Below are 21,475 nucleotides of genomic sequence, written 5' to 3' on the forward strand. Positions count from 1 at the left end.
CCCCCCTACACCCCCCTCCGCACAACCCCCCGCACCCGCCGAGCCACCCGCCGCACCGTCGCGTTGCGCGGGATGAAGCCCAGCTGGGACGGGATCGCCCCGGGCAGGGCGAGCGCTGTCAAGCGGCGGCGCTTGAAGTACCGCCAGGTGTGCGCGTCCAGGGACCTCGCGAGGTACCGCTCGGCCGCATCCCGCAGATCCGGCCGGAGTTCCGGCTGCATCGCGTACCCCACGGCAGGGAGCAGCCCCGCCAGGTCCACCTCCGGCGCCGGGCCCGGTTCCAGCGGCGGGAGCAGCGCGTCCGCGATGGTGACCGGCACCCGGTTGCTGTTCTGGTAGGGGGCGAGCCGGTCGAGCAGCAGCTCCGTGCCGACCCGCGCGACCGGGATGCCGTAGAACGTCGACGCCGTGAGCAGCGCTGTGGAGAAGCAGCCCACCACCAGTGCGGGGGAGAGCCGCTCGTACAGCACCTCCGCGAGCAACGGCTGGTCAAGGACGGTGAGTTGGACGCCGAGCGAGTCCGCCTCGCGGGCCAGCTCGCGCGACCACGCCGGCGGCGCCGAAGGGTGCGGCTTGAAGACGATCCGGCCGTGCCCCCGCGCGGCCGCCCCCCGCAGCATCCGCAGATGCAGCTCCTCCTCCTGCGCGGGAGTGAGTATGGAAAGGGCGGACAGGTACTGGCCGAGGAGCAGAGCCACGGGTTCGGAACCCTCCGAGTCCGACCCCAACTCCTCATCGGCCGCTGCGAGTTCACCCACCGTCTTCATGAACGCCGCCGTCGGCACCGTCTCGCTCGGCACCCCGAACTCCCCGAGCAGCAGTGGGGCGAGGCCCGGGACCAGGTCCAGGTGGAGTACGCGCCGCACCCGCGTGCCGATCAGCGGATCGAGCTTGTTACGGGTCGGGCCGTACGTCATCAGGCCGTCCGCGTACACCGTCAGCGGTGCGTCGGGGAAGATCTGGGCCACCGCCTGGGCCGGGTTCACCTGGATGGATTCCAGGGCGAGTTCGACCCGGTCGTCGGACAGCTCCCACAACACCCTCAACTGCCGTTCCCACAAAGGGGCGTCGTCCGGTCGCGGGGACCAGCCGCCCGGGTGGAACGGGGCGATGGTGTCGTTCCAGGAGAGCACCCCGTCGAAGCGGCCGCGCAGCTGCGCGAAGCCCGGCATGGTGTCGAGCGCGGGCGAGATCTCCGGCGCGGGCGCGTTGTTGCTGATCAGCAGCAGCCGCCGGTCCGCCGCGGGGAAGCACCCGCTGTCGATCGCGGCGGCCAGCGTGGCCACCCCGTACAACGTGGACGCCGCGAAGATTTGAGTCGTACGCATCAGGCGGCAGCCCCTGCCGAAGACGTGGCCGGGCGGTGGCGCAGGCGGCGCAGGCGGGCGGCGCGGCGGGAGTCCATCGAGTTCAGCGCGTCCTTGAGGTGGTCCTGCGGCATGCGCCTCAGGGCGGCCGCGCTCATGGCCCGCAGTTTTCTCGCCACGGCAGGTTCGAACCTTTCGATGCTGCTCATATGGTGGGAAATGATCGCGCAGTACGTCCGTACGGCTTTCGGCAGCAGCTCGGCCGCATTCGGGTCCTTCGCCGTTTCCTCGATTACTTGATCGAATGCGCGGATGAAATCGAGTTGTCGCACATCACCGATTTGGGTCAGGGAGGAGGCGACTCCCCGCCGGTAGAAAACGCCCAGTTGGCCCGTCACCGCGAACGACTCCGCCTCGCGGTGCAGCCGCCAGATCCACGGCCGGTCCTCGGCGGTGCGCAGCCCGTCGGTGAAGTGCAGCAGACCGCGCTCGGCGAGCCTGCGGTGGTACATCCCGGCCCACGCGTACGCGTAGTCCACCGATGTAGAGCGGGTGGCGGGCAGGATCGCGTCCCGCGGGGACATCACCTCGCCGCGCCGGCCGTGCGGAACGCGGTGCACCGTACGCTCCTGGCCGGTCACCTGGACATGGTCGGTGCGGATGAAGTCGCACCCCAACTCCTCTATGCGGGAAAGGAGTTGGGCGAAGTAGCCGGGAGCCAGCCAGTCGTCGCCGTCCAGGTATGTCAGGTACTCGCCGGTGGCCGCGTCGAGGCCCGTATTGCGTGCCGTGGCCAGGCCGCCGTTGCGTTCGTGTCTCAGCAGCACCGCCCCCGGCAGCTCGCGCTCGGCGCGTTCGAGCAGCTCGATCGTGCCGTCCGACGAGCAGTCGTCGACCAGCAGGAACTCGAAGTCGTCGCGGGCGTTGGCGCGCAGACTTCTCAGGGTGTCGGGTGCGTAGGCGCGCACGTTGTAGAACGGCACGATGACGGAGAGCTTGACCACGGCGGTGACGCTATGGCGCCGCCCGTCATTCGTCCTGTCCGGCACAGAGATGCCGGGTGAACGAAGAATGGCGGGACTGTTAACCGGCTCGTCGGCCCGTCCCGCACTCCTTTCGTAGTTGCGCTGTTAACCAGTTGTTGCAGTTGAGTTGGGCCGCGAATCGGCGCGGCTTTCTAGTTTCTACGGCGTGCCATCACGTACCGATTCACGGCTGCGGATCGCGGTTCTCGCGGATTCGGACACCCGGTGGAAATGGGGTGCGCTCACCGCGCGCCGCCTCGCCGAACGGGTGCCCGAGGGCGACTGCGCCGCATCCCGTCCCGCCGCGCCCGAGCTCGACGGCTTCCTGCTGCGCGGCCGCGCCACCCCCACCCCTCGCCAGCTCGCCGAGGTGGGGGTGTCCCCGGACGCACTGCGTGAAGTGACGATGGCTCAATTCCTCGACACAACCGGTGAGTTGGGCGAAGGGCGCGCGTACGACGTCATCGTGCTCGCGCTCGTCGGCGGCGCCGCCCAGGCCGCGCTGCACGGGCTCGCCGCCCGCCGGCCCGGGCACACCCGGCGGCCCGTGATCGTCACCGGCTACGTCGGCGTCGTCTACGAGAAGCTCGCCGACGGCCTGCTCCTGCGGCACGGCGCGGACGTCGTGCTCGCCAACTCCCACCACGACGCCGAGCGCTTCCGCGCGGTGTACGAGGGTGTGGGTGCCGATGCCTCCGCCGTCACCGAGGCCGCCCTGCCCTTCCTCGGCGGCGCCGCGTACCAGGAGGAACCCGGCCGCGACACGGTCGTCTTCGCCGCCCAGCCCTCCGTCCCGGAGAGCCGCGCCGACCGGCAGTACCTCTTGCGCCGCCTCGTCGACCACGCCCGGCGCCACCCCGGTCGCGAGGTCGTCCTCAAGCTCCGCTCCAAGCCCGGTGAGCACACCACGCACATCGAGGAACACCCCTTCCAGAAGCTCGCCAAGGGCATGGACCTGCCGCCTAACTTCTCCCTTGCGTACGGGAACATGGGCGAGATCCTGGACCGCACCGACCTCCTGGTGACCGTGTCCTCGACCGCCGCCCTGGAGTCCCTGCACCGCTCGGTCCCGACGGCCGTCCTCACCGACCTCGGCGTACGCGAGGCCCTCGGCAACCACCACTTCCTCGGCTCCGGCTGCCTCGCCTCCTGGGACCGGCTCGACGCCGGACACCGCCCCACGCCCGATGCCGGCTGGCTCGCAGCCCAGGGCGTGGCCCCGGGCGAGGCGTACCACCGCGCTTTCGATCACGTACGGGAGCGAATGAGCGAGTTGCTTTCGAAGGAAAGCCTGCCGCCGATCGCCCCGTACTACACCGCCGCCACCGCGCCCGGCTACCTCCCGGGCATCCTCGCCCGCCACCACCTCGCCCCCGACGGCACCCCGCTGCCGGGCGCGGCCCCCGCGAACGAGCCGACCGGCCTGCGCCGGCTGGTCCGGGACGCCGTGCGCGACGCGGCCCGCGGCGCCTACCGCCACGGCGTGCAGCGGGTCGCGCCCGTGATCCGCCGGATGGGAGAACTCTGATGCCCGACACGGCCAACTCACAGGGGCCCGCGACGACGTCCCCGGCCTCCTTGGCGAGTACGCCCCCCAAGGTCCTCGCCGTCATCCCCGCCCGGGGCGGCTCCAAGGGCGTGCCCGGCAAGAACCTGGCCTCCGTCGCCGGCGTCCCGCTCGTCGTGCGGGCCGTCCTCGCCTGCCGCTCGGCGCGCCTGGTCACCGACGTCGTCGTCTCCACCGACGACCCGGCGATCGCCGCCGCCGCCCGCTCGGCCGGGGCCGACGTGGTCGTCCGCCCGGCCGGGATCTCGGGCGACACCGCCTCCAGCGAGGCCGCCGTCCTGCACACCCTGGACGAGTACCCCGACACCGACGTGGTGCTGCTCGTGCAGTGCACCAGCCCGTTCCTCACCCGCGAGGACGTCGAGGGCGTGGCCGCCGCGGTCGTCGAGGACGGCGCCGAGACCGCCGTCACCGTCGCCCCCTTCCACGGCTTCCTGTGGCGCGAGTCCATCGAGAACGGAGTGGGCGGCGGCCAGGGCATGGGGCACGACAAGTCGATCCGGCCGCGCCGCCAGGACCGCCCGCAGGACTTCCTGGAGACCGGCGCCGCGTACGCGATGGACGCCACGGGCTTCCGTACGCACAAGCACCGCTTCTTCGGCCGCACCGCGCTCGTGCGCACCGACCCGGCCCGGGTCCTGGAGATCGACGAGCCGCACGACCTGGAACGGGCCCGCGCGCTCGCCCCGGTCCTCGACCGGCTGCCCACCCCCACCTGCGACGACGTCGACGCGGTCGTCCTCGACTTCGACGGCACCCAGACCGACGACAAGGTCCTCATCGACGCCGAGGGACGTGAACTCGTCGCCGTGCACCGGGGCGACGGCCTCGGCATCGCCGCACTGCGCCGGGCCGGTCTCAAGCTGCTCGTCCTGTCCACCGAGCAGAACCCGGTCGTCGCCGCCCGCGCCCGCAAGCTCCAGGTCCCCGTCCTTCACGGCATCGACCGCAAGGACCTCGCTCTCAAGCAGTGGTGCGAGGAGAACGGGATCGATCCGGCCCGCGTGCTCTACGCCGGCAACGACGTCAACGACCTGCCCTGCTTCGCGCTCGTCGGCTGGCCCGTGGCCGTCGGCAGCGCCCACGACTCGGTGCGCGCCGCGGCGCGTGCCGTCACCCGCACCCCCGGCGGCGAAGGAGCGATCCGCGAGATCGCCGCCTGGCTCCTCGGACCCGAGCTCGACCACACCCCACAGCCCCACCACACCCCCGCTTAGCTAAGGAACACCCTCATGAGCAACCGTCTGCGCACCCTCGGCAGCCGCACCGCAGGTCCGGGCCACCCCGTGTACGTCACCGGCGAGATCGGCATCAACCACAACGGCGACCTGGACAAGGCGATCGCCCTGATCGACGCCGCCGCCGACGCCGGCTGCGACGCGGTCAAGTTCCAGAAGCGCACCCCGGAGATCTGCACCCCGCGCGACCAGTGGGACATCGAGCGGGACACCCCCTGGGGCCGGATGACGTACATCGACTACCGCCACCGGGTGGAGTTCGGCGAGGACGAGTACCGCGCCATCGACGCGCACTGCACCAAGCGCGGCATCGACTGGTTCGCCTCGCCGTGGGACACCGAGGCCGTCGCCTTCCTGGAGAAGTTCGACGTGCCGGCCCACAAGGTGGCCTCCGCCTCGCTCACCGACGACGAGCTGCTGCGCGCCCTGCGCGCCACCGGCCGCACCGTCATCCTCTCGACCGGCATGTCCACGCCGAAGCAGATCCGGCACGCTGTCGAGGTGCTCGGCAGCGACAACATCCTGCTGTGCCACGCCACTTCGACCTACCCGGCCAAGGCCGAGGAGCTCAACCTGCGCGTGATCAACAGCCTGATGGCCGAGTACCCCAACGTGCCCATCGGCTACAGCGGCCACGAGACCGGCCTCCAGACCACGCTCGCCGCGGTCGCGCTCGGCGCCGCCTTCGTCGAGCGCCACATCACCCTCGACCGCGCCATGTGGGGCTCCGACCAGGCCGCCTCCGTCGAGCCGGGCGGCCTCACCCGCCTGGTCCGCGACATCCGCACCATCGAGGCCGCGCTCGGCGACGGCGTCAAGAAGGTGTACGAGTCCGAGCTCGCCCCCATGAAGAAGCTGCGCCGCGTCGCCGGTGTCGTCGCCCAGGCGGAGGCCGCCGAGAGCGAGAACACCCCTGCGGACCGCGCTCCGGTCGCGGTCTGAGGGGGCGGGCCCGCCGTGCCTCGGGACACCTCCGCCACCGTCGCCTTCGTGGAGAGCCCGGTCCAGCTCCTCAACGTCCTGGAGTGGGCCCATTCGCCGGGCCCGCTGCTCGACGGCGTGCCCGCGCAGCAGCGTCCCGGGGCGCCGGACCTGTCGGGTCTGACCGTCGTGGTGCTCTCGCCGACCGACCCCATGTCGCGCGGCCAGCTGCGCCGGATGGCCGAACTCGCCCGCGACGCCGGCGTACAGGTGCGCTGGGAGGAGGCCCGGGGCGGGCTCACGGCCCCGCTGCACACGATAGGCGGGCTCACCCCGATGCTGCGGCGGGCCGACCGGATCGTCATGGGCGACCCGTTCTCGCGCTACGTGCAGCTGCTTCTCACCGTCGCCCGCGCGGGTGACCTGGTGGTCGTCGACGACGGGACGGCCACCATGGAGTTCGTCTCCCAACTCGCCCGTGGCGAACGGCTGGTGCGCTGGCACCGGCGGGGCAGCCGGTCCGGCGCGCGGGACCTGCTGTTCGCCCCGGTGTCCGCGGCCGCCCGCCGCCGGCTCACCCCCGCCCGGCGCCGCGGCGTCGAGGTGTTCAGCGCGATGCCCATAGAAGCGCCCGAGGGCGTCGTCGTCACCCCCAACACCTTCGGCTGGACCCGGGCCAACTTCGGGCCGCCGCGCCTGACCAAGGGCGCCGACCTGGTGGGGACTTCACTCGTGGAAACCGGCGTCGTCGACCCCGAGAGCTATCTCGCGGCCGTCGGCCTTCTGGCCCGTACGCACGGCGTGACGCGCTATTTCGCACACCGCCGGGAGTCCGCCGAGAAGCTGCACACCCTGCACGCCCGCACCGGCCTGGAGGTCGTACGCCCCGACCTGCCGCTCGAACTCATAGCGCGGCGGGGGCCGGTGGGCCGGACGATCCTGAGCTTTCCCTCCACCGTCGTCCACACCCTGCCGCTCGCGCTCGCGGGCACGGGGGTGTCCGTCGTGGTCTGCGACATAGACCCGAAGTGGCTCACGGACAACGCCTCGCCGCGCGCCCAGGGCTTCCTGGACGGGGTGACGGGGACGGCGCGCAAAGCCCACGGTCTCGCGACGGTGGCGGCCTAGCCGGGCTCAACTGCGGCACAGCCGCGGCCCGCCGTCCCCTGCCCGGCCTTCTCCTACCCTGGGGAGAGAGGGCTCTCCTCCTTCAGGGGAACGCCCGTTCCAGGACATCGGGCAGAAGGACGAATTACTTTACCCAGTTGTCACGATCGACATGCGCCTTGTGACCAGCTTTCTTTCCCCTATGCGGCTGAACTTTTGTTGATCACGGGCGAGTTGACCCTTGACGAGGCCTACCCTCAACGGGTGAACCAGTTGATGTCCCGTGAGTCGTACGAAGCCGATCTGCCCGGCGAAGCACCGCTGCCCGGCGAGCTGAGCGAGGCCCTGTGTGCCGAACTCATCGCCTTCCGCCGGGACTTGCACATGCACCCCGAGCTCGGCAACCAGGAGTTCCGGACCACCGCCGCGATCCGGGCCCGCCTCGAAGCGGCCGGCCTCAAACCGCGCGTACTTCCATCCGGCACCGGGCTCACCTGTGACATCGGAAGCTGGGACGGCGTGCATCCGATGCTCGCCATCCGCGCGGACATCGACGCCCTGCCCATCCCCGACGCCAAGGCGGGTGTGCCCTACCGCTCGACCGTGCCCGACCGCGCCCACGCCTGCGGCCACGACGTGCACACCACGACCGTCCTCGGCGCGGGCCTCGTCCTCGCCGAGCTGCACCGCCAGGGCCGCCTCCCCGCCCCCGTACGGCTGCTCTTCCAGCCCGCCGAGGAGGTCCTGCCCGGCGGCGCCGCCGACGCGATCGTGGCGGGCGTCCTGGACGGCGTGGGCCGCATCATCGCCGTCCACTGCGACCCGCGCGTCGACGCGGGGCGCATCGGGCTCCGCCATGGCGCCATCACCTCCGCCTGCGACCGCCTGGAGGTGTCCCTGAACGGGCCGGGCGGCCACACCGCGCGCCCGCACCTGACGACCGACCTGGTGACCGCCGTCGCGCGGGTCGCCGCCGACGTGCCCGCGCTGCTCGCCCGCCGCATCGACGCCCGCGCCGGGCTCGCCCTCACCTGGGGCCGCATCGAGGCGGGCCACGCCTGCAACGTCATCCCGATGCACGCGGAGCTGGCCGGAACGGTGCGCTGCCTGGACCTCGCGGCGTGGCGCGACGCGCCCGACCTCGTACACGCCGCGATCGACGAAGTGGCCACCCTGCACGGCGCCAAATCGGAGATCAACTACGTCCGCGGAGTGCCCCCGGTCGTCAACGATCCGGTCATCACGGAGCTGCTCCGGGACGCGATGACGGCGCGCCGGGGACCGTATGCGATCGAGGACACGGAGCAGTCACTGGGTGGCGAGGACTTTTCGTGGTACCTGGAGCATGTACCAGGGGCGATGGCCCGCCTAGGGGTCCGCACACCGGGCTCGAATGCCCGGCTTGACCTCCATCGGGGTGATTTCGACGCGGACGAAGCCGCCATCAAGGTCGGCGTGGAACTCTTCACCGCCGCGGCGCTGCTGGACGGCAACCGCTCGTAACCGGACACTTCATCCCCTGTTCGCGACGATCCGATAACGGCTTCCGAACAGGGCTTTACGCGACATCTACGCGCGTTACGATCCGACGCGAAACCAGCGCCGGTAGGGGCGCCTCGGTTCAGGTTTGAAGGGACCTCCTCTTGCGCCGGGTATCCAAGATCGCTGCGGCCGGTATCGCCACCGCCGCGCTCGCGCTTTCCGCCACCGCCTGTGGCTCCACGTCCTCCCAGAAGGACTCGGGCACCTCCTCGTCGTCCGCCGGCGGCAAGGGCGTCAAGATCGGTGTCGCGTACGACGTCGGTGGCCGCGGTGACCACTCGTTCAACGACTCCGCCGCGCGCGGCATCGACAAGGCCAAGGCCGAGTTCGGCGGCTCCGTCAAGGAGCTGACCGCCAAGACGACCGACACCGAGGCCGACCGCGTCCAGAAGCTGAGCGACCTGGCGTCGGGCGGCTACAACCCCGTGATCGGCATCGGCTTCGCGTACGCGAACTCGATGAAGCAGGTCGCGGCGAAGTTCCCGAACACGACCTTCGGCATCGTCGACTCCGTCGTCGAGGGCCCCAAGAACGTCGACAACATCGTCTTCACCGAGGAGCAGGGCTCCTACCTCGCGGGTGTCGCCGCGGCGCTGAAGACCAAGACGGGCCACGTCGGCTTCATCGGCGGCGTCGACGTCCCCCTGATCAAGAAGTTCGAGGCGGGCTTCAACCAGGGCGTCAAGGACACCAAGCCGGACGTCAAGATCGACAACCAGTACCTGTCGCACGGCTCGGACACCTCCGGCTTCGCCAGCCCCGACAAGGGCAAGGAAGCCGCGCAGGGCATGCTCGACAACGGCGCCGACGTGATCTACACCGCGGCCGGTTCCTCCGGCACCGGTGCGATCGAGGCCGTCGCGGGCAAGAAGGGCGCCTGGGCGATCGGGGTCGACTCCGACCAGTACCAGCAGGCCTCGCTCGACAAGTACAAGAACTCGATCCTGACCTCGGTCGTCAAGAACGTCGACATCGGCGTCTACGACCTGATCAAGTCGGTCAAGGACGGCAAGCCGCTGGTCGGCACCAACAGCTACCCGCTGGCCAAGAACGGCGTCTCGCTCGCCACCAGCGGTGGCTTCATCACCGACATCCAGCCGCAGCTCGACGCGGCCAAGAAGAAGATCGTCGACGGCTCCATCAAGGTCAAGACGACCCCGTGACCCGTGGCGGTCACTGACCGCCCCCGTCGCGAACCGGCCCGGTGAGCAGGGACCACCCTGCTCGCCGGGCCGTAACGAAGTGTCAACTCTACGCGCGTAGGCCGGAGTTGGCGCGCCGTGAGTGTGCTGAACTACTACGCCGGAGGCCCGGTGTGGCACATCAGTACGCTTCCCGGCTTCCCCGGAAGCTCCCCGCCCCCCTGCTCCTGCCCACGAGGAGAGTGCGCCATCAACGCGTCCAGCCCTCCCGCCGTCGAACTGCGCGGCATCACCAAACGATTCCCGGGTGTCGTCGCCAACAAGGACATCGACATCACCGTCCGCAAGGGCACCGTGCACGCCCTGTGCGGTGAGAACGGCGCCGGCAAGTCGACCCTGATGAAGATCCTCTACGGCATGCAGAAGCCGGACGAGGGCACCATCACCATCGACGGCACCGAGGCCTCCTTCTCCAGCCCGGCCGACGCCATCGCGCTCGGCATCGGCATGGTCCACCAGCACTTCATGCTGGCCGACAACCTGACCGTCCTGGAGAACGTCGTCCTCGGCGGCGAGAAGCTGTACGGCATCGGCGCCAAGGCCCGCAACAAGATCAAGGAGATCTCGGAGGCGTACGGCCTCGGGGTCCGCCCGGACGTCCTGGTCGAGGACCTCGGTGTCGCCGACCGCCAGCGCGTGGAGATCCTCAAGGTCCTCTACCGCGGCGCGCGCACCCTGATCCTCGACGAGCCGACCGCGGTCCTGGTCCCGCAGGAGGTCGAGGCGCTCTTCGACAACCTGCGCGAGCTCAAGGCCGAGGGCCTGACCGTCATCTTCATCTCGCACAAGCTCGGCGAGGTGCTCTCGGTCGCCGACGAGATCACGGTGATCCGGCGCGGCACCACGGTGGGCACCGCCGACCCCCGTACGACCACCACCAAGCAGCTCGCCGAGCTGATGGTGGGCAGCGAGCTGCCCTCGCCCGAGACCCGCGAGTCGACGGTCACCACGGTCCCCATGCTCCAGGTCGCCGACCTGCGCCTGGCGGCCACCGACCCCGACGGCGTGGTCCGCGAGGTGCTCTCCTCGGTCTCCTTCACGATCCACAAGGGCGAGGTCCTCGGCATCGCGGGCGTCGAGGGCAACGGCCAGGCCGAGCTCGTCGAGGCCATCATGGGCATGCGCATCCCCGACGGCGGTGTCATCACCCTCGACACCACCGACATCTCGACGGCCCCGACGCGCAAGCGCCGCGAGGACGGCATCGGGTACATCCCCGAGGACCGCCACCGCCACGGCCTGCTCCTGGAAGCCCCGCTCTGGGAGAACCGCATCCTCGGCCACGTCACCGAGAAGCCCAACTCCAAGGGCCCCCTCCTCGACAACAAGGCCGCGCGCAGCGACACCGAGCGGATCGTGCGCGAGTACGACGTGCGCACCCCCGGCATCGAGGTCACCGCGGCGTCTCTGTCCGGCGGCAACCAGCAGAAGCTGATCGTCGGCCGCGAGATGAGCCACAACCCCAAGCTGCTGATCGCCGCGCACCCCACCCGGGGCGTGGACGTCGGCGCCCAGGCGCAGATCTGGGACCAGATCCGGGAGGCCCGCCGTGAGGGCCTCGCGGTGCTCCTGATCTCCGCCGACCTGGACGAGCTGATCGGCCTGTCCGACACCCTGCGGGTGATGTACCGGGGCCGTCTGGTCGCCGACGCCGACCCCGCCACGATCACCCCCGAAGAACTGGGTTCCGCCATGACCGGTGCCGCCACCGGCCACCTGGAGCACCACGAGAACACTGGGGGAGAGGACCGATGAAGAAGCTCACCTCCCGCATCGACAAGGAGAAGCTGCTCCTCGCGGCCGCGGCCCCCGTGCTCGCGCTCGTCGCGGCCCTTGTCGTCACCGCCCTGGTCATCCTCGCCACCGGCAAGAACCCGTTCCCGGCCTTCAACGACATGCTGTCGTACGGCTCGGCGAGCGACAGCCAGGTCTACATCCTCAACAAGGCGACGACGTACTACCTGGCGGGCATCGCCGTGGCCGTCGGCTTCCGGATGAACCTGTTCAACATCGGCGTCGACGGCCAGTACCGCCTGGCCGCCTTCCTCGCCGCGGTGGTCGGCGGCGCGATGAGCCTGCCCGGCATCGTGCAGATCCCGGTCATCATCGTCGTCGCGATGCTCGTCGGCGCGATGTGGTCGGCGGTCGCGGGCATCCTGAAGGTGACCCGGGGCGTCAGCGAGGTCATCTCGACCATCATGCTGAACGCCATCGCGACCGCGATCATCGCCTACCTCATCCAGCCCGGCCGGCTCGGCCAGCTCGACTCGGCGGGCACCCTTGTCTCGACCAAGCCGCTGCCCGACTCCGCGTGGTTCTTCACCATCGACATGGGTCCGGCCGGACAGCTGTGGGGCTTCATCGTCGTCGCCGTGCTCGCCGGCATCGCGTACTGGTTCACGCTCGGCCGCACCCGCTTCGGCTTCGACCTGCGCGCCGTCGGCCAGTCCGAGTCGGCTGCCGCCGCGAGCGGTGCCAACGTCAAGAAGATGATCATTACCAGCATGATCATCTCCGGTCTGGTGGCCGGTCTGGTGGGCATGCCCACCCTGCTCAACGACACCCACCAGTTCGACAACAGCTTCCCCACCGGGCTCGGCTTCACGGGCATCGCGATCGCGCTCCTCGGCCGCAACAACCCGATCGGCATCGGCCTCGCCGCCCTGCTGTGGGGCTTCCTGGAGCGCACCACCAACCATCTGGAATTCATCGGTTACGACAAGGAGATCCTCGGCGTCATCCAGGGCGTCATCGTCCTGTGCGTCGTGATCGCCTACGAACTCGTGCGCCGTTACGGCCTCAAGCGCCAGCAGCAGCGCGTCGGCGCCGAGCTCGCGGCCCAGGCCGCCAAGACCGAGACGGAGGTGACGGCATGAGCGTCACGACCGACACGACCACCACCCCACCGCCTCCGGCCGGGGTCAAGCGGGGCAACGCCAAGCGCAAGTTCTCCCTCGCGCAGGTCCTGATGATCATCGCGGGTGCGCTGATCCTCGTCTCCGCCGTACGCATCATCACCGGCGCCGACCAGCTCACCAGCGAGGGCCAGATCAGCGCCGCGCTCGGCCTCGCCGTGCCGATCGGGCTCGCCGGCCTGGCCGGTCTGTGGTCCGAGCGGGCCGGCGTGGTCAACATCGGCCTCGAAGGCATGATGATCCTCGGCACCTTCGGGGCCGGCTGGGTCGGCTGGCAGTCCAGCCCCTGGCTCGGACTGATCGCGGGCGTCGGCTTCGGCGTCCTCGGCGGCCTCCTCCACGCGATCGCCACCATCACCTTCGGCGTCGACCACATCGTCTCCGGTGTCGCCATCAACCTGCTCGCGCTCGGCGTGACGCAGTACCTGGCCAAGCTGTTCTTCAACAACGGCGAGGCCCAGGTCAAGGGCGGCAACCCCAAGCAGTCGCCGCCCGCCGACGCGCTGCCCAGCTTCAGCATCCCGGGGCTCTCCTCCGGCCTGGAGTCGATCCAGAACCACCACTGGTTCCTCATCTCCGACATCGCCGGCATCCTCGGCGGCCTGGTCACCGAGGTCTCCTGGGTCACCGTCATCGCCGTGCTGCTGTTCGTCGGCACCTGGTGGATCCTGTGGAAGACGGCCTTCGGCCTGCGTCTGCGCTCCTGCGGCGAGAACCCGATCGCGGCCGAGTCCCTCGGCGTCAACGTGTACTCCTACAAGTACGCGGCGGTCGCCGTCTCCGGCGGCCTCGCCGGTCTCGGCGGCGCGTTCCTCGCCCTGGTCACCTCGCACATCTACCTGGAGGGCCAGACCGGCGGCCGCGGCTACATCGGTCTCGCCGCGATGATCTTCGGTAACTGGCGTCCGGGCGGTCTCGCCATGGGTGCGGGCCTGTTCGGCTTCTCCGACGCGCTCCAGCTGCGCAACGGCGGCACCACCGTGCACGCCCTGCTGCTCCTGCTCGTCGTCCTCCTCGCGGCGCTGGCGGGCTGGAAGGCGTACAAGAAGGCGATGCTCCAGGCCGCGATCAGCGCGGTGGTCGCCGTGGCCATCCTGGTCTGGTACCTGCTGACCGACGACGTGCCCGGCGACTTCGTCGGCGCGACCCCGTACGTCGTGACGCTGCTCGTCCTGTCGCTCTCCGCCCAGCGTCTGCGGATGCCCAAGGCGGACGGCATGCGCTACCGGAAGGGCCAGGGCAAGTGACGCCGACGCCCGACTGGGAGGCGCTGCGCACGGCCGCGCGCGAGGCCATGTCCCGCGCGTACGCGCCGTACTCGGGCTACCCGGTCGGCGCGGCGGCCCTCGTCGACGACGGGCGCACCGTGACCGGCTGCAACGTCGAGAACGCCTCGTACGGCATCGGCCTGTGCGCCGAGTGCGGGCTCGTCTCGGCGCTCCAGCTCTCGGGCGGCGGCCGCCTGACGCACTTCACCTGCGTCGACGGCCACGGCGACGTGCTGGTGCCGTGCGGCCGCTGCCGCCAGCTGCTCTTCGAATTCGGCGGCCCGGAGCTCCTGCTGGAGACCCCGCAGGGTGTCCTCACGATGGCGGACATGCTGCCCCAGGCCTTCGGCCCGGACCACCTGAAGTAACCCCGCGGCCCCGCACCCTGGTGCGGGGCCGCACTTTCAACTCCCCTCTATGCGCGTAGAGTCGCGTACGTACCAACGTGCACCAAGCCGGAAGGAATGCCATGGACGTCATCTCCGTCATCCGCACCAAGCGAGACCGGGGCGAGCTGTCTCCCGAGCAGATCGACTGGGTCATCGACGCCTACACGCGCGGCGTGGTCGCCGACGAGCAGATGTCCGCCCTTGCCATGGCGATCCTCCTCAACGGCATGAACCGCACGGAGATCGCCCGGTGGACCGCGGCCATGATCGCCTCCGGCGAGCGCATGAACTTCGACTCGCTCTCGCGCCCCACCGCCGACAAGCACTCCACAGGCGGTGTCGGCGACAAGATCACCCTGCCGCTCGCCCCGCTGGTCGCCGCGTGCGGCGCGGCCGTGCCGCAGCTCTCGGGCCGGGGCCTCGGCCACACCGGCGGCACCCTGGACAAGCTGGAGTCGATCCCCGGCTGGCGGGCGCTGCTGTCCAACGAGGAGATGCTGAACGTCCTGGACACCACGGGCGCGGTCATCTGCGCGGCGGGCGACGGCCTGGCCCCGGCGGACAAGAAGCTGTACGCCCTGCGCGACGTGACGGGCACGGTGGAAGCGATCCCCCTGATCGCCTCGTCCATCATGTCGAAGAAGATCGCGGAAGGCACCGGCTCGCTGGTCCTGGACGTGAAGGTCGGCACCGGCGCGTTCATGAAGAACATCGAGGACGCCCGTGAACTGGCCTCCACGATGGTCGCGTTGGGCACGGACAGCGGCGTCAAGACGGTCGCGCTGCTCACCGACATGTCCACCCCGCTCGGACTGACCGCGGGCAACGCCCTCGAAGTCCGGGAATCCGTCGAGGTCCTTGCGGGCGGCGGCCCCGCCGACGTCGTCGAGCTCACCATCGCCCTTGCCCGCGAAATGCTGGACGCGGCGGGCATCAAGGACGCCGACCCGGCGAAGGCGCTGGCGGACGGCTCCGCGATGGACGTGTGGCGCCGGATGATCGCGGCCCAGGGCGGCGACCCGGACGCGACCCTGCCGGTCGCCCGCGAGCAGCACGTGATCACCGCCCCGTCCTCGGGCGTCCTGACCCGCCTGGACGCGTACGACATCGGCGTCGCCGCCTGGCGCCTCGGCGCGGGCCGCGCCCGCAAGGAGGACCCGGTCCAGGCGGGCGCGGGCGTGGAGCTCCACGCGAAGCCCGGCGACACCGTGACCGCGGGCCAGCCCCTGCTGACCCTGCACACGGACACGCCGGAGAAGTTCGAGTACGCGCTGGAATCGGTGGCGGGCTCGTACGACGTGGCGCCCGCCGGTACGGCGTTCACGGCGACCCCGATCGTGCGGGAACGTATCGCCTGACCTGCTACTTCCTCGTATGGGTGAATGGGATCGGTGGACCTCCGCCGGTCCCATTCGGCATGCTGGGCTTGTGACGCACCGACGTAGGGAGACCGCCATGAGCGCACTCACCGTCGACCGCTCAGGCACCGGCCACGAGTGGGACGACGTCGTCCGGATCTGGGAGGAGACGGACGCACCCGAGGGCTGCAAGGTGGAGATCATCGAGGGGATCGTCACCGTGTCACCACCGCCGTCCGACGAACACAACGACACCGCTTGGCTCGTGCAGCAGCAACTCCTCACAGTGCTGCCGGACGGCTGGGCGATCTACCAGACGCTGGGCCTCGCCCTCCAGCAGAGCGGCGGGCTGTACATGCCCGACCTTGTGATGATGCCGCGATCACGGCTGAGTCAGGGGCCGGACGGCCGTACGGCCGCGGAAGACGCCGAGCTCGTAGTGGAGATCACCTCCAAGAGCAACGCCAACCACGATCGGGTGACCAAGGCTCACGGCTATGCCAAGTCAGGCGTGCCGCTGTACTTGCTCCTCGACCCCTGGCACTCGGGCCGACCGACCGCAACGCTCTACGGAGAACCCGAGCACGGCACCTACCGAGTCCTAGACATGGTCGAATACGGCGGGAAGCTGACGCTGCCCGCCCCCTTCGACCTGGAGATCGACACCGGAAGCTTCCCGGTTCGCTAGCCCGGTCCGCGACCGCGCCGATGAGTTCCGGGACGCCTCAGGGTCTCATCGGTGTGGAAGCCACCGACCTCGCGGAGCCGCACCCTGTCCTCGTCGTCCCCGATCCCCTCGTCCTCGCCGACGTCCCGCTCCTGTGCGAGCGGCTGTGCGGGCTGTACGGCGGTGGGGCGCGGGAGGTCGTGTGTGACCTCGCCGCGCTGACCCGGGCGGACCTGGTGGCGGTCGAGATGGTCGCCCGACTACGGCTCACGGCCCGGCGGGCCGGGGGCCGCGTCCGGATGCGGAATGCCGGGGCGGGGCTTGTGGCTCTGCTTGAGCTGGCGGGGCTGGGGATCGACTAGGCGAGGGCCGAGGCTGTACGCGGCTGGCCACGCCCACGCGACGAAGCCGCCCAATGCCGCAGCCCCGCTCCCCTGAAACTCTGCTTCGGCCGCGGGCCGCACGTGGCCGGTCGCGCAGTTCCCCGCGCCCCTAGCAGGGTCGATGTCGGCCCGAACCAAGCGTTTCAGCCTGTCCGGCGTTTGAGGTCGAGCGCCCTTCAGCCGCGTTACGGGGGCTGGGGCGGAGCCCCAGGAGACCCGGCTGCACCCTCTTCCTGCCCCCGGCGGGTTTAGGGAAGGGGCGGGGTGGGGGCCTCCGGGGTCTGGGGCGGAGCCCCAGGGTGTTCACGGGGCCAGGACCGGGTGGCCCTCCTCGTCCAGGCGGGCCGGCAGGTTGAACAGGGGGAACCAGCGGGCCGTGTCCAGGAACGAGCAGATCCCCGACACCTTGCCCCCGCTCGTTTCGAGCACCATCAGCGCCCAAGGAGTGAACCCGCCCGCAGGATCCGGGTGGTAGTGGGCGAACGCCGGCGTCCCGTTGGCCACCGTCGGGAGGAGGCGGGAGCCCCGGCAGACCTCGCCGACACCCAGCATCCAGCCCACGATGTCGTCGTGACCCCGCAGCCACAGGTCGTACGGCGGCATGGACAGCGTGGCGTCCTCGTGGAGCAGGGCGGTCAGGGCCGTCATGTCGTAGCCCTCGAAGGCCGCCACGTACCGGTCCAGGAGTTTTTGCTGCTCCTCGTCCAGTGGGTCGGCCGGGTCCGACTCCCTCGGCTCCGACTCCGCCAGAGTCGAACGGGCCCGCTGCAGTGCCGAGTTGACTGAGGCCACGGTCGTGTCGAGCAGCTCGGCCACCTCGCTCGCCTTCCACGCGAGCACCTCGCGCAGGATCAGCACTGCGCGCTGCTTGGGAGGCAGATGCTGGAGCGCGGCGACGAACGCGAGCCGCACCGACTCACGGGCAAGCGCCGCCTCCGCCGGGTCCTCGATCGTCGGCAGCACCCGCCCGTCCGGCACCGGCTCCAACCAGGTCACCTCCGGGCGGGAGTTGAGCTGGGCGTCGGCGACCGGCGTCGCCGCCGTCAGGTCCATGGGGCGGGCCCGCTTGTTGCCCGCGGTCAGCATGTCCAGGCACACGTTCGTCGCGATGCGGTACAGCCACGAGCGCAGTGAGGAGCGGCCCTCGAACTTGTCGATGCTGCGCCACGCCCGCACCAGCGTGTCCTGCACCGCGTCCTCCGCCTCGAAGGCCGAGCCGAGCATCCGGTAGCAGTACCCCGTCAGCTCCCTGCGGTGTCCTTCGAGGCGTACGTCCAGATCCGCCGCCGCTGCCAGATCACTCATCGGTCCACCCCGTGTCGTGCCGCGCGAATACCAGCACTTCGGAAGCTACCCGACGCCACTGACAATCGCGCGTGAACCGGCGAAAGCAGAGGTCAGTGACGTGCGTGGACCAGATGCAGACGGTGGGTGCGACGCTCGGCGCGGGCCGCGTGCGAGCCGTACAGGGTGACCGAGACGACGCCGAGGACCGCCAGGATGCCGAGCAGCACCGTGGCCTGCCAGCCCGCCGCGTGGAAGGCGACCGCGCCGAGCGTGCCGCCCGCGCTGGAGCCCAGGTAGTAGGCGGACTGGTAGAGCGCGGACGCCTGCGCGCGGCCGTGCTTGGCGGTGTGGCTCACCGAGGACGAGGCGACCGCGTGGCCCGCGAAGAAGCCCGCCGTGATCAGGACCAGGCCCGCCAGGATCGCGGGCAGCGACGAGGCGAGCGAGAGCAGCAGGCCCGCCGCCGTCGTGGAGACCGCCAGGTACAGGGCGCCCCGGCGGCCCACCCGGGCCACCAGCTTGCCGGCCGCGGCCGAGGAGACCGTACCGACCAGGTAGACCAGGAAGATCGAGCCGATCAGGCCCTGCGGCAGGTTGAAGGGCGCCGCGGTGAGCCGGTAGCCGATCACCGTGTACACCGCGCCGAACACCGTCATGAACAGCGCGCCGATCGCGTACAGGCGTACCAGGAGCGGGTCGGCGAGGTGGCCGCGCACCGTGCGGGCCAGGGCGCGCGGGTTCAGCGAACCCGGCGTGAAATTGCGGGCCTTGGGGAGCAGCAGGCGGAACACCACCGCGCACACCGCGGCCAGCGCGCCCACCGAGAGCAGCGCCGCACGCCAGCCCCAGGCCTGCGCCACCCAGCCGGTCAGGATGCGCCCGCTCATGCCGCCGATCGAGTTGCCCGCGACGAACAGGCCGATCGCGGCGACCAGCGCCTTCGGCTTCACTTCCTCCGCCAGGTACGCCATCGCCGAGGCGGGAAGCCCCGCGATCGCCGCGCCCTGCACCGCGCGCAGCGCCACCAGCCAGCCCACGCCGGGCGCGAACGGGACGAGCAGGCCCACCGCGACCGCGATCGCCAGGGACACCGTCATCATCCGGGTCCGCCCGAACCGCTCGGACAGCGCGCTCAGCGGCAGTACGAACAGGGCGAGGGCGCCGGTCGCCGCCGACACCGTCCAGCTGGCCGCGCTCGCCGTGGCCCCGAGGTCCGCGGAGATCAGCGGCAGCAGGGCCTGGGTGGAGTAGAGGAGGGCGAAGGTGGCGACACCGGCGGCGAAGAGGGCGAAGCTCATCCGGCGGTAACCGGCGGCGCCCGGGGTGAGCTGGAGCGGGGAAGGCGAGGTGGAGGCGCCCACGGTGGTGGACGCCCCGGTACTGGCAGGAGGCATGCGTAGACCGTAGGCCTGCCTGCATTTATGCGTCCAATGCACAGATGGGCGACAATCGATCCACTCATGCATCAAGCGAGGTCAGGGGCGCGCGTGTCATTGAACAGTTACGAAGAATCCATGGAGGACGCCGCGATGGCACTCGCGCCGCGGCTCGCCTACTTCGCCGGGGTGGCCCGCCACGAGCACGTCACCCGCGCCGCGCACGAGCTCGGCGTGCCCCAGTCGACCCTCTCGCGCGCCATGGTCCGCCTCGAAGAGGACCTGGGCGTCGCCCTGTTCGCGCGCAAGGGCCGCACCGTCTCGCTGACCGCCGCGGGCCGCACCTTCCTCGGCTCCGCCGAGCGGGCGCTCGCCGAGGTCGGCCGGGCCGCCGAGTCGGTGCGAGCGGACGCCGACCCGGCGGCCGGCAAGGTCGCCTTCGGCTTCCTGCACACCATGGGCTCCGAAACCGTGCCGGGCCTCATCCGCGCCTTCCGGGTCGACCACCCCCGCATCCGCTTCACCCTCGTGCAGAACTACGGCGAGGCGATGATCGAGCGGCTGCGGGCCGGGGAGCTCGACCTGTGCCTGACCTCGCCCGTTCCGGACGCGCCCGACCTCGCGGCCCGGCGCCTGGACGAGCAGCGGCTGCGTCTGGTGGTGCCGGACGACCACCGGCTCGCGGGCCGCAAGCGGGTGCGGCTCGCGGAGGCCGCCGACGAGACCTTCGTGACTCTGGAGCCGGGCTACGGCCTGCGCCGTATCACCGACAACCTGTGCGCACAGGCGGGGTTCGCGCCGCGCATCGCCTTCGAGGGCGAGGAGGCCGAGACGCTGCGCGGCCTGGTCGCGGCCGGGCTCGGTGTGGCGCTGCTCCCGCCGCCCGCGGTCGCCCGGCCGGGCGTCGTCGAGCTGACCGTCACCGCCCCGCGTGCGGTGCGCGAGATCGGGGTCGCCTGGCTGGACGGCCACCCGGACACCCCGCCGGTGGCCGCCTTCAAGTCCTTCCTGCTGTCCCGCCGGGGAAAGCTGATCCCCGAGTAGCTCGCACGGATCCCGGCGACTCCCTTATTTTCTGCGTGACTTGGTGAGTGACTTGCCGAAGCCCGCGGCCAGCGGCATGCGCAGGCCCAGCGGCGGCGGCGCCGCGAACGCGTCGGTGACCGGGCGGGCGTACGGGCGCGAGAACAGCGCGCCGAAGACGAAGTCGACGGCCAGTGCGTGGACTTCGGGGCGGTGCTGGCGCAGCGCGTGGCCGTCGGAGTGGACCTCGAAGCGGCAGGTGTCGCGGTTGGCCTTCTTGACGCGCTCGGCCAGGCGATAGGACAGCTCCGGGTCGCTGCGCGCGTCATTGGTGCCGTGCACGATCATCACGCGCCGGCCCACCAGCTGCTTCACCGGCTCCAGCTCGGCCGCCACGTCGTCCTCGGGGATCCAAGGGGCGAGCGCCAGAACCGAGTTGACCGCCGGATGGCCCGCCGCCCGCAGCGCGGCCCGGCCGCCCATGCCGTGCCCGGCCAGACACACCGGCACGTCTCCGTAACGCCGTACGACCTCGTCCGCGGCCCAGTCGGCGTCCGTGGCGAGCCGGGCGTCGCCGCCGTTCCAGCCCTGGCCGCGGTAGTGCACGGCGTGCGCCACCAGGCCCTCCTCGCGCCCGTCCCGGGCCAGCCTGCGGGCCAGCGGCAGGGCTGCCGCGTACGCGACGGGGGAGGGACGGCGTGCCGAGACGGGGTCGCCGTCCGGGAGCACGAGGACCACACCGCTGACCGTCGCGCCGCGGCCGGTCGCACCGACGGCCCGTCCCAGCCGGGCAGCAGGCAGGGGAATCGCTTGCTGTGCCATGGCAGAACAGTCTCAGAAGCCCGGGTGTACTCCACCCGTCTGCACGGTCACTGTTACGTATCGACGGCGTTCGGACGC

The 21,475-nt window shown here is 70.9% G+C and carries 19 protein-coding genes; 14 read left to right on the plus strand and 5 right to left on the minus strand.

Annotated elements, in window-relative coordinates; genetic code table 11:
• Window positions 1-5: 5 nt before the first annotated feature.
• Complete coding sequence (locus ABD346_RS16190; protein ID WP_344375447.1) at window positions 6-1,328, minus strand: alpha-2,8-polysialyltransferase family protein; 1,323 nt, start codon at window positions 1,326-1,328, stop codon at window positions 6-8.
• The gene (locus ABD346_RS16195) at window positions 1,328-2,311 is read right to left on the minus strand and encodes a glycosyltransferase family 2 protein (protein WP_344375448.1); all 984 of its coding nucleotides are present in this window, start codon (window positions 2,309-2,311) and stop codon (window positions 1,328-1,330) included. Before ABD346_RS16195 ends, ABD346_RS16190 begins: the two co-directional genes overlap by 1 nt.
• Window positions 2,312-2,498: 187 nt before the next feature.
• On the opposite strand from ABD346_RS16195, the gene ABD346_RS16200 reads away from it, so the two are divergent.
• From ABD346_RS16200 to ABD346_RS16260, 13 genes are all read left to right on the plus strand, one after another.
• On the plus strand, window positions 2,499-3,860 hold the full coding sequence (locus ABD346_RS16200; protein WP_344375450.1) for a DUF6716 putative glycosyltransferase: 1,362 nt from the start codon (window positions 2,499-2,501) through the stop codon (window positions 3,858-3,860).
• Window positions 3,860-5,116 (plus strand): cytidylyltransferase domain-containing protein, encoded by a 1,257-nt coding sequence (locus ABD346_RS16205; RefSeq protein WP_344375451.1) that lies wholly within the window; start codon window positions 3,860-3,862, stop codon window positions 5,114-5,116. Before ABD346_RS16200 ends, ABD346_RS16205 begins: the two co-directional genes overlap by 1 nt.
• 15 nt (window positions 5,117-5,131) lie before the next feature.
• Window positions 5,132-6,079 carry an N-acetylneuraminate synthase family protein gene (locus ABD346_RS16210; protein ID WP_344375452.1) on the plus strand — a complete coding sequence of 316 codons (948 nt, stop codon included), beginning with the start codon at window positions 5,132-5,134 and terminating at the stop codon, window positions 6,077-6,079.
• Window positions 6,080-6,094: 15 nt separating this feature from the next.
• Window positions 6,095-7,186, plus strand: coding sequence for a hypothetical protein (locus tag ABD346_RS16215; protein WP_344375453.1), 1,092 nt, complete (start codon window positions 6,095-6,097; stop codon window positions 7,184-7,186).
• A gap of 255 nt (window positions 7,187-7,441) precedes the next feature.
• On the plus strand, window positions 7,442-8,668 hold the full coding sequence (locus tag ABD346_RS16220; protein WP_344375614.1) for an amidohydrolase: 1,227 nt from the start codon (window positions 7,442-7,444) through the stop codon (window positions 8,666-8,668).
• Window positions 8,669-8,808: 140 nt separating this feature from the next.
• Window positions 8,809-9,870: a BMP family lipoprotein gene (locus ABD346_RS16225; RefSeq protein WP_344375454.1), complete on the plus strand. Its 1,062-nt coding sequence runs from the start codon at window positions 8,809-8,811 to the stop codon at window positions 9,868-9,870.
• Window positions 9,871-10,128: 258 nt separating this feature from the next.
• On the plus strand, window positions 10,129-11,664 hold the full coding sequence (locus ABD346_RS16230; RefSeq protein WP_344375616.1) for an ABC transporter ATP-binding protein: 1,536 nt from the start codon (window positions 10,129-10,131) through the stop codon (window positions 11,662-11,664).
• Complete coding sequence (locus tag ABD346_RS16235) at window positions 11,661-12,785, plus strand: ABC transporter permease (RefSeq protein ID WP_344375455.1); 1,125 nt, start codon at window positions 11,661-11,663, stop codon at window positions 12,783-12,785. The genes ABD346_RS16230 and ABD346_RS16235 overlap by 4 nt, the downstream gene beginning before the upstream one ends.
• A complete protein-coding gene (locus ABD346_RS16240) occupies window positions 12,782-14,071 on the plus strand; it encodes an ABC transporter permease (RefSeq protein ID WP_344375456.1) in 1,290 nt (429 codons plus the stop codon). The genes ABD346_RS16235 and ABD346_RS16240 overlap by 4 nt, the downstream gene beginning before the upstream one ends.
• Window positions 14,068-14,460, plus strand: coding sequence for a cytidine deaminase (locus tag ABD346_RS16245; RefSeq protein ID WP_344375457.1), 393 nt, complete (start codon window positions 14,068-14,070; stop codon window positions 14,458-14,460). Before ABD346_RS16240 ends, ABD346_RS16245 begins: the two co-directional genes overlap by 4 nt.
• Window positions 14,461-14,561: 101 nt before the next feature.
• Complete coding sequence (locus tag ABD346_RS16250) at window positions 14,562-15,839, plus strand: thymidine phosphorylase (protein WP_344375458.1); 1,278 nt, start codon at window positions 14,562-14,564, stop codon at window positions 15,837-15,839.
• A 97-nt stretch (window positions 15,840-15,936) separates the two neighbouring features.
• Window positions 15,937-16,527: a Uma2 family endonuclease gene (locus ABD346_RS16255; RefSeq protein ID WP_344375459.1), complete on the plus strand. Its 591-nt coding sequence runs from the start codon at window positions 15,937-15,939 to the stop codon at window positions 16,525-16,527.
• A gap of 53 nt (window positions 16,528-16,580) precedes the next feature.
• Window positions 16,581-16,868 carry an STAS domain-containing protein gene (locus tag ABD346_RS16260; RefSeq protein ID WP_344375460.1) on the plus strand — a complete coding sequence of 96 codons (288 nt, stop codon included), beginning with the start codon at window positions 16,581-16,583 and terminating at the stop codon, window positions 16,866-16,868.
• 324 nt (window positions 16,869-17,192) lie between these two features.
• Here the strand turns inward: ABD346_RS16260 and ABD346_RS16265 are convergent, their stop codons facing one another.
• The gene (locus ABD346_RS16265) at window positions 17,193-18,194 is read right to left on the minus strand and encodes a sigma-70 family RNA polymerase sigma factor (RefSeq protein ID WP_344375461.1); all 1,002 of its coding nucleotides are present in this window, start codon (window positions 18,192-18,194) and stop codon (window positions 17,193-17,195) included.
• A 92-nt stretch (window positions 18,195-18,286) separates the two neighbouring features.
• Window positions 18,287-19,570 carry an MFS transporter gene (locus ABD346_RS16270; protein WP_344375462.1) on the minus strand — a complete coding sequence of 428 codons (1,284 nt, stop codon included), beginning with the start codon at window positions 19,568-19,570 and terminating at the stop codon, window positions 18,287-18,289.
• A gap of 120 nt (window positions 19,571-19,690) precedes the next feature.
• On the opposite strand from ABD346_RS16270, the gene ABD346_RS16275 reads away from it, so the two are divergent.
• Window positions 19,691-20,596 (plus strand): LysR family transcriptional regulator, encoded by a 906-nt coding sequence (locus ABD346_RS16275; RefSeq protein ID WP_344375617.1) that lies wholly within the window; start codon window positions 19,691-19,693, stop codon window positions 20,594-20,596.
• 24 nt (window positions 20,597-20,620) lie between these two features.
• Here ABD346_RS16275 and ABD346_RS16280 read toward each other — a convergent pair whose 3' ends face one another.
• On the minus strand, window positions 20,621-21,397 hold the full coding sequence (locus tag ABD346_RS16280) for an alpha/beta hydrolase (RefSeq protein ID WP_344375463.1): 777 nt from the start codon (window positions 21,395-21,397) through the stop codon (window positions 20,621-20,623).
• Window positions 21,398-21,475 lie beyond the last annotated feature (78 nt).

The sequence above is a fragment of the Streptomyces mauvecolor genome (assembly GCF_039532965.1).
GTDB lineage: Bacteria > Actinomycetota > Actinomycetes > Streptomycetales > Streptomycetaceae > Streptomyces > Streptomyces violascens.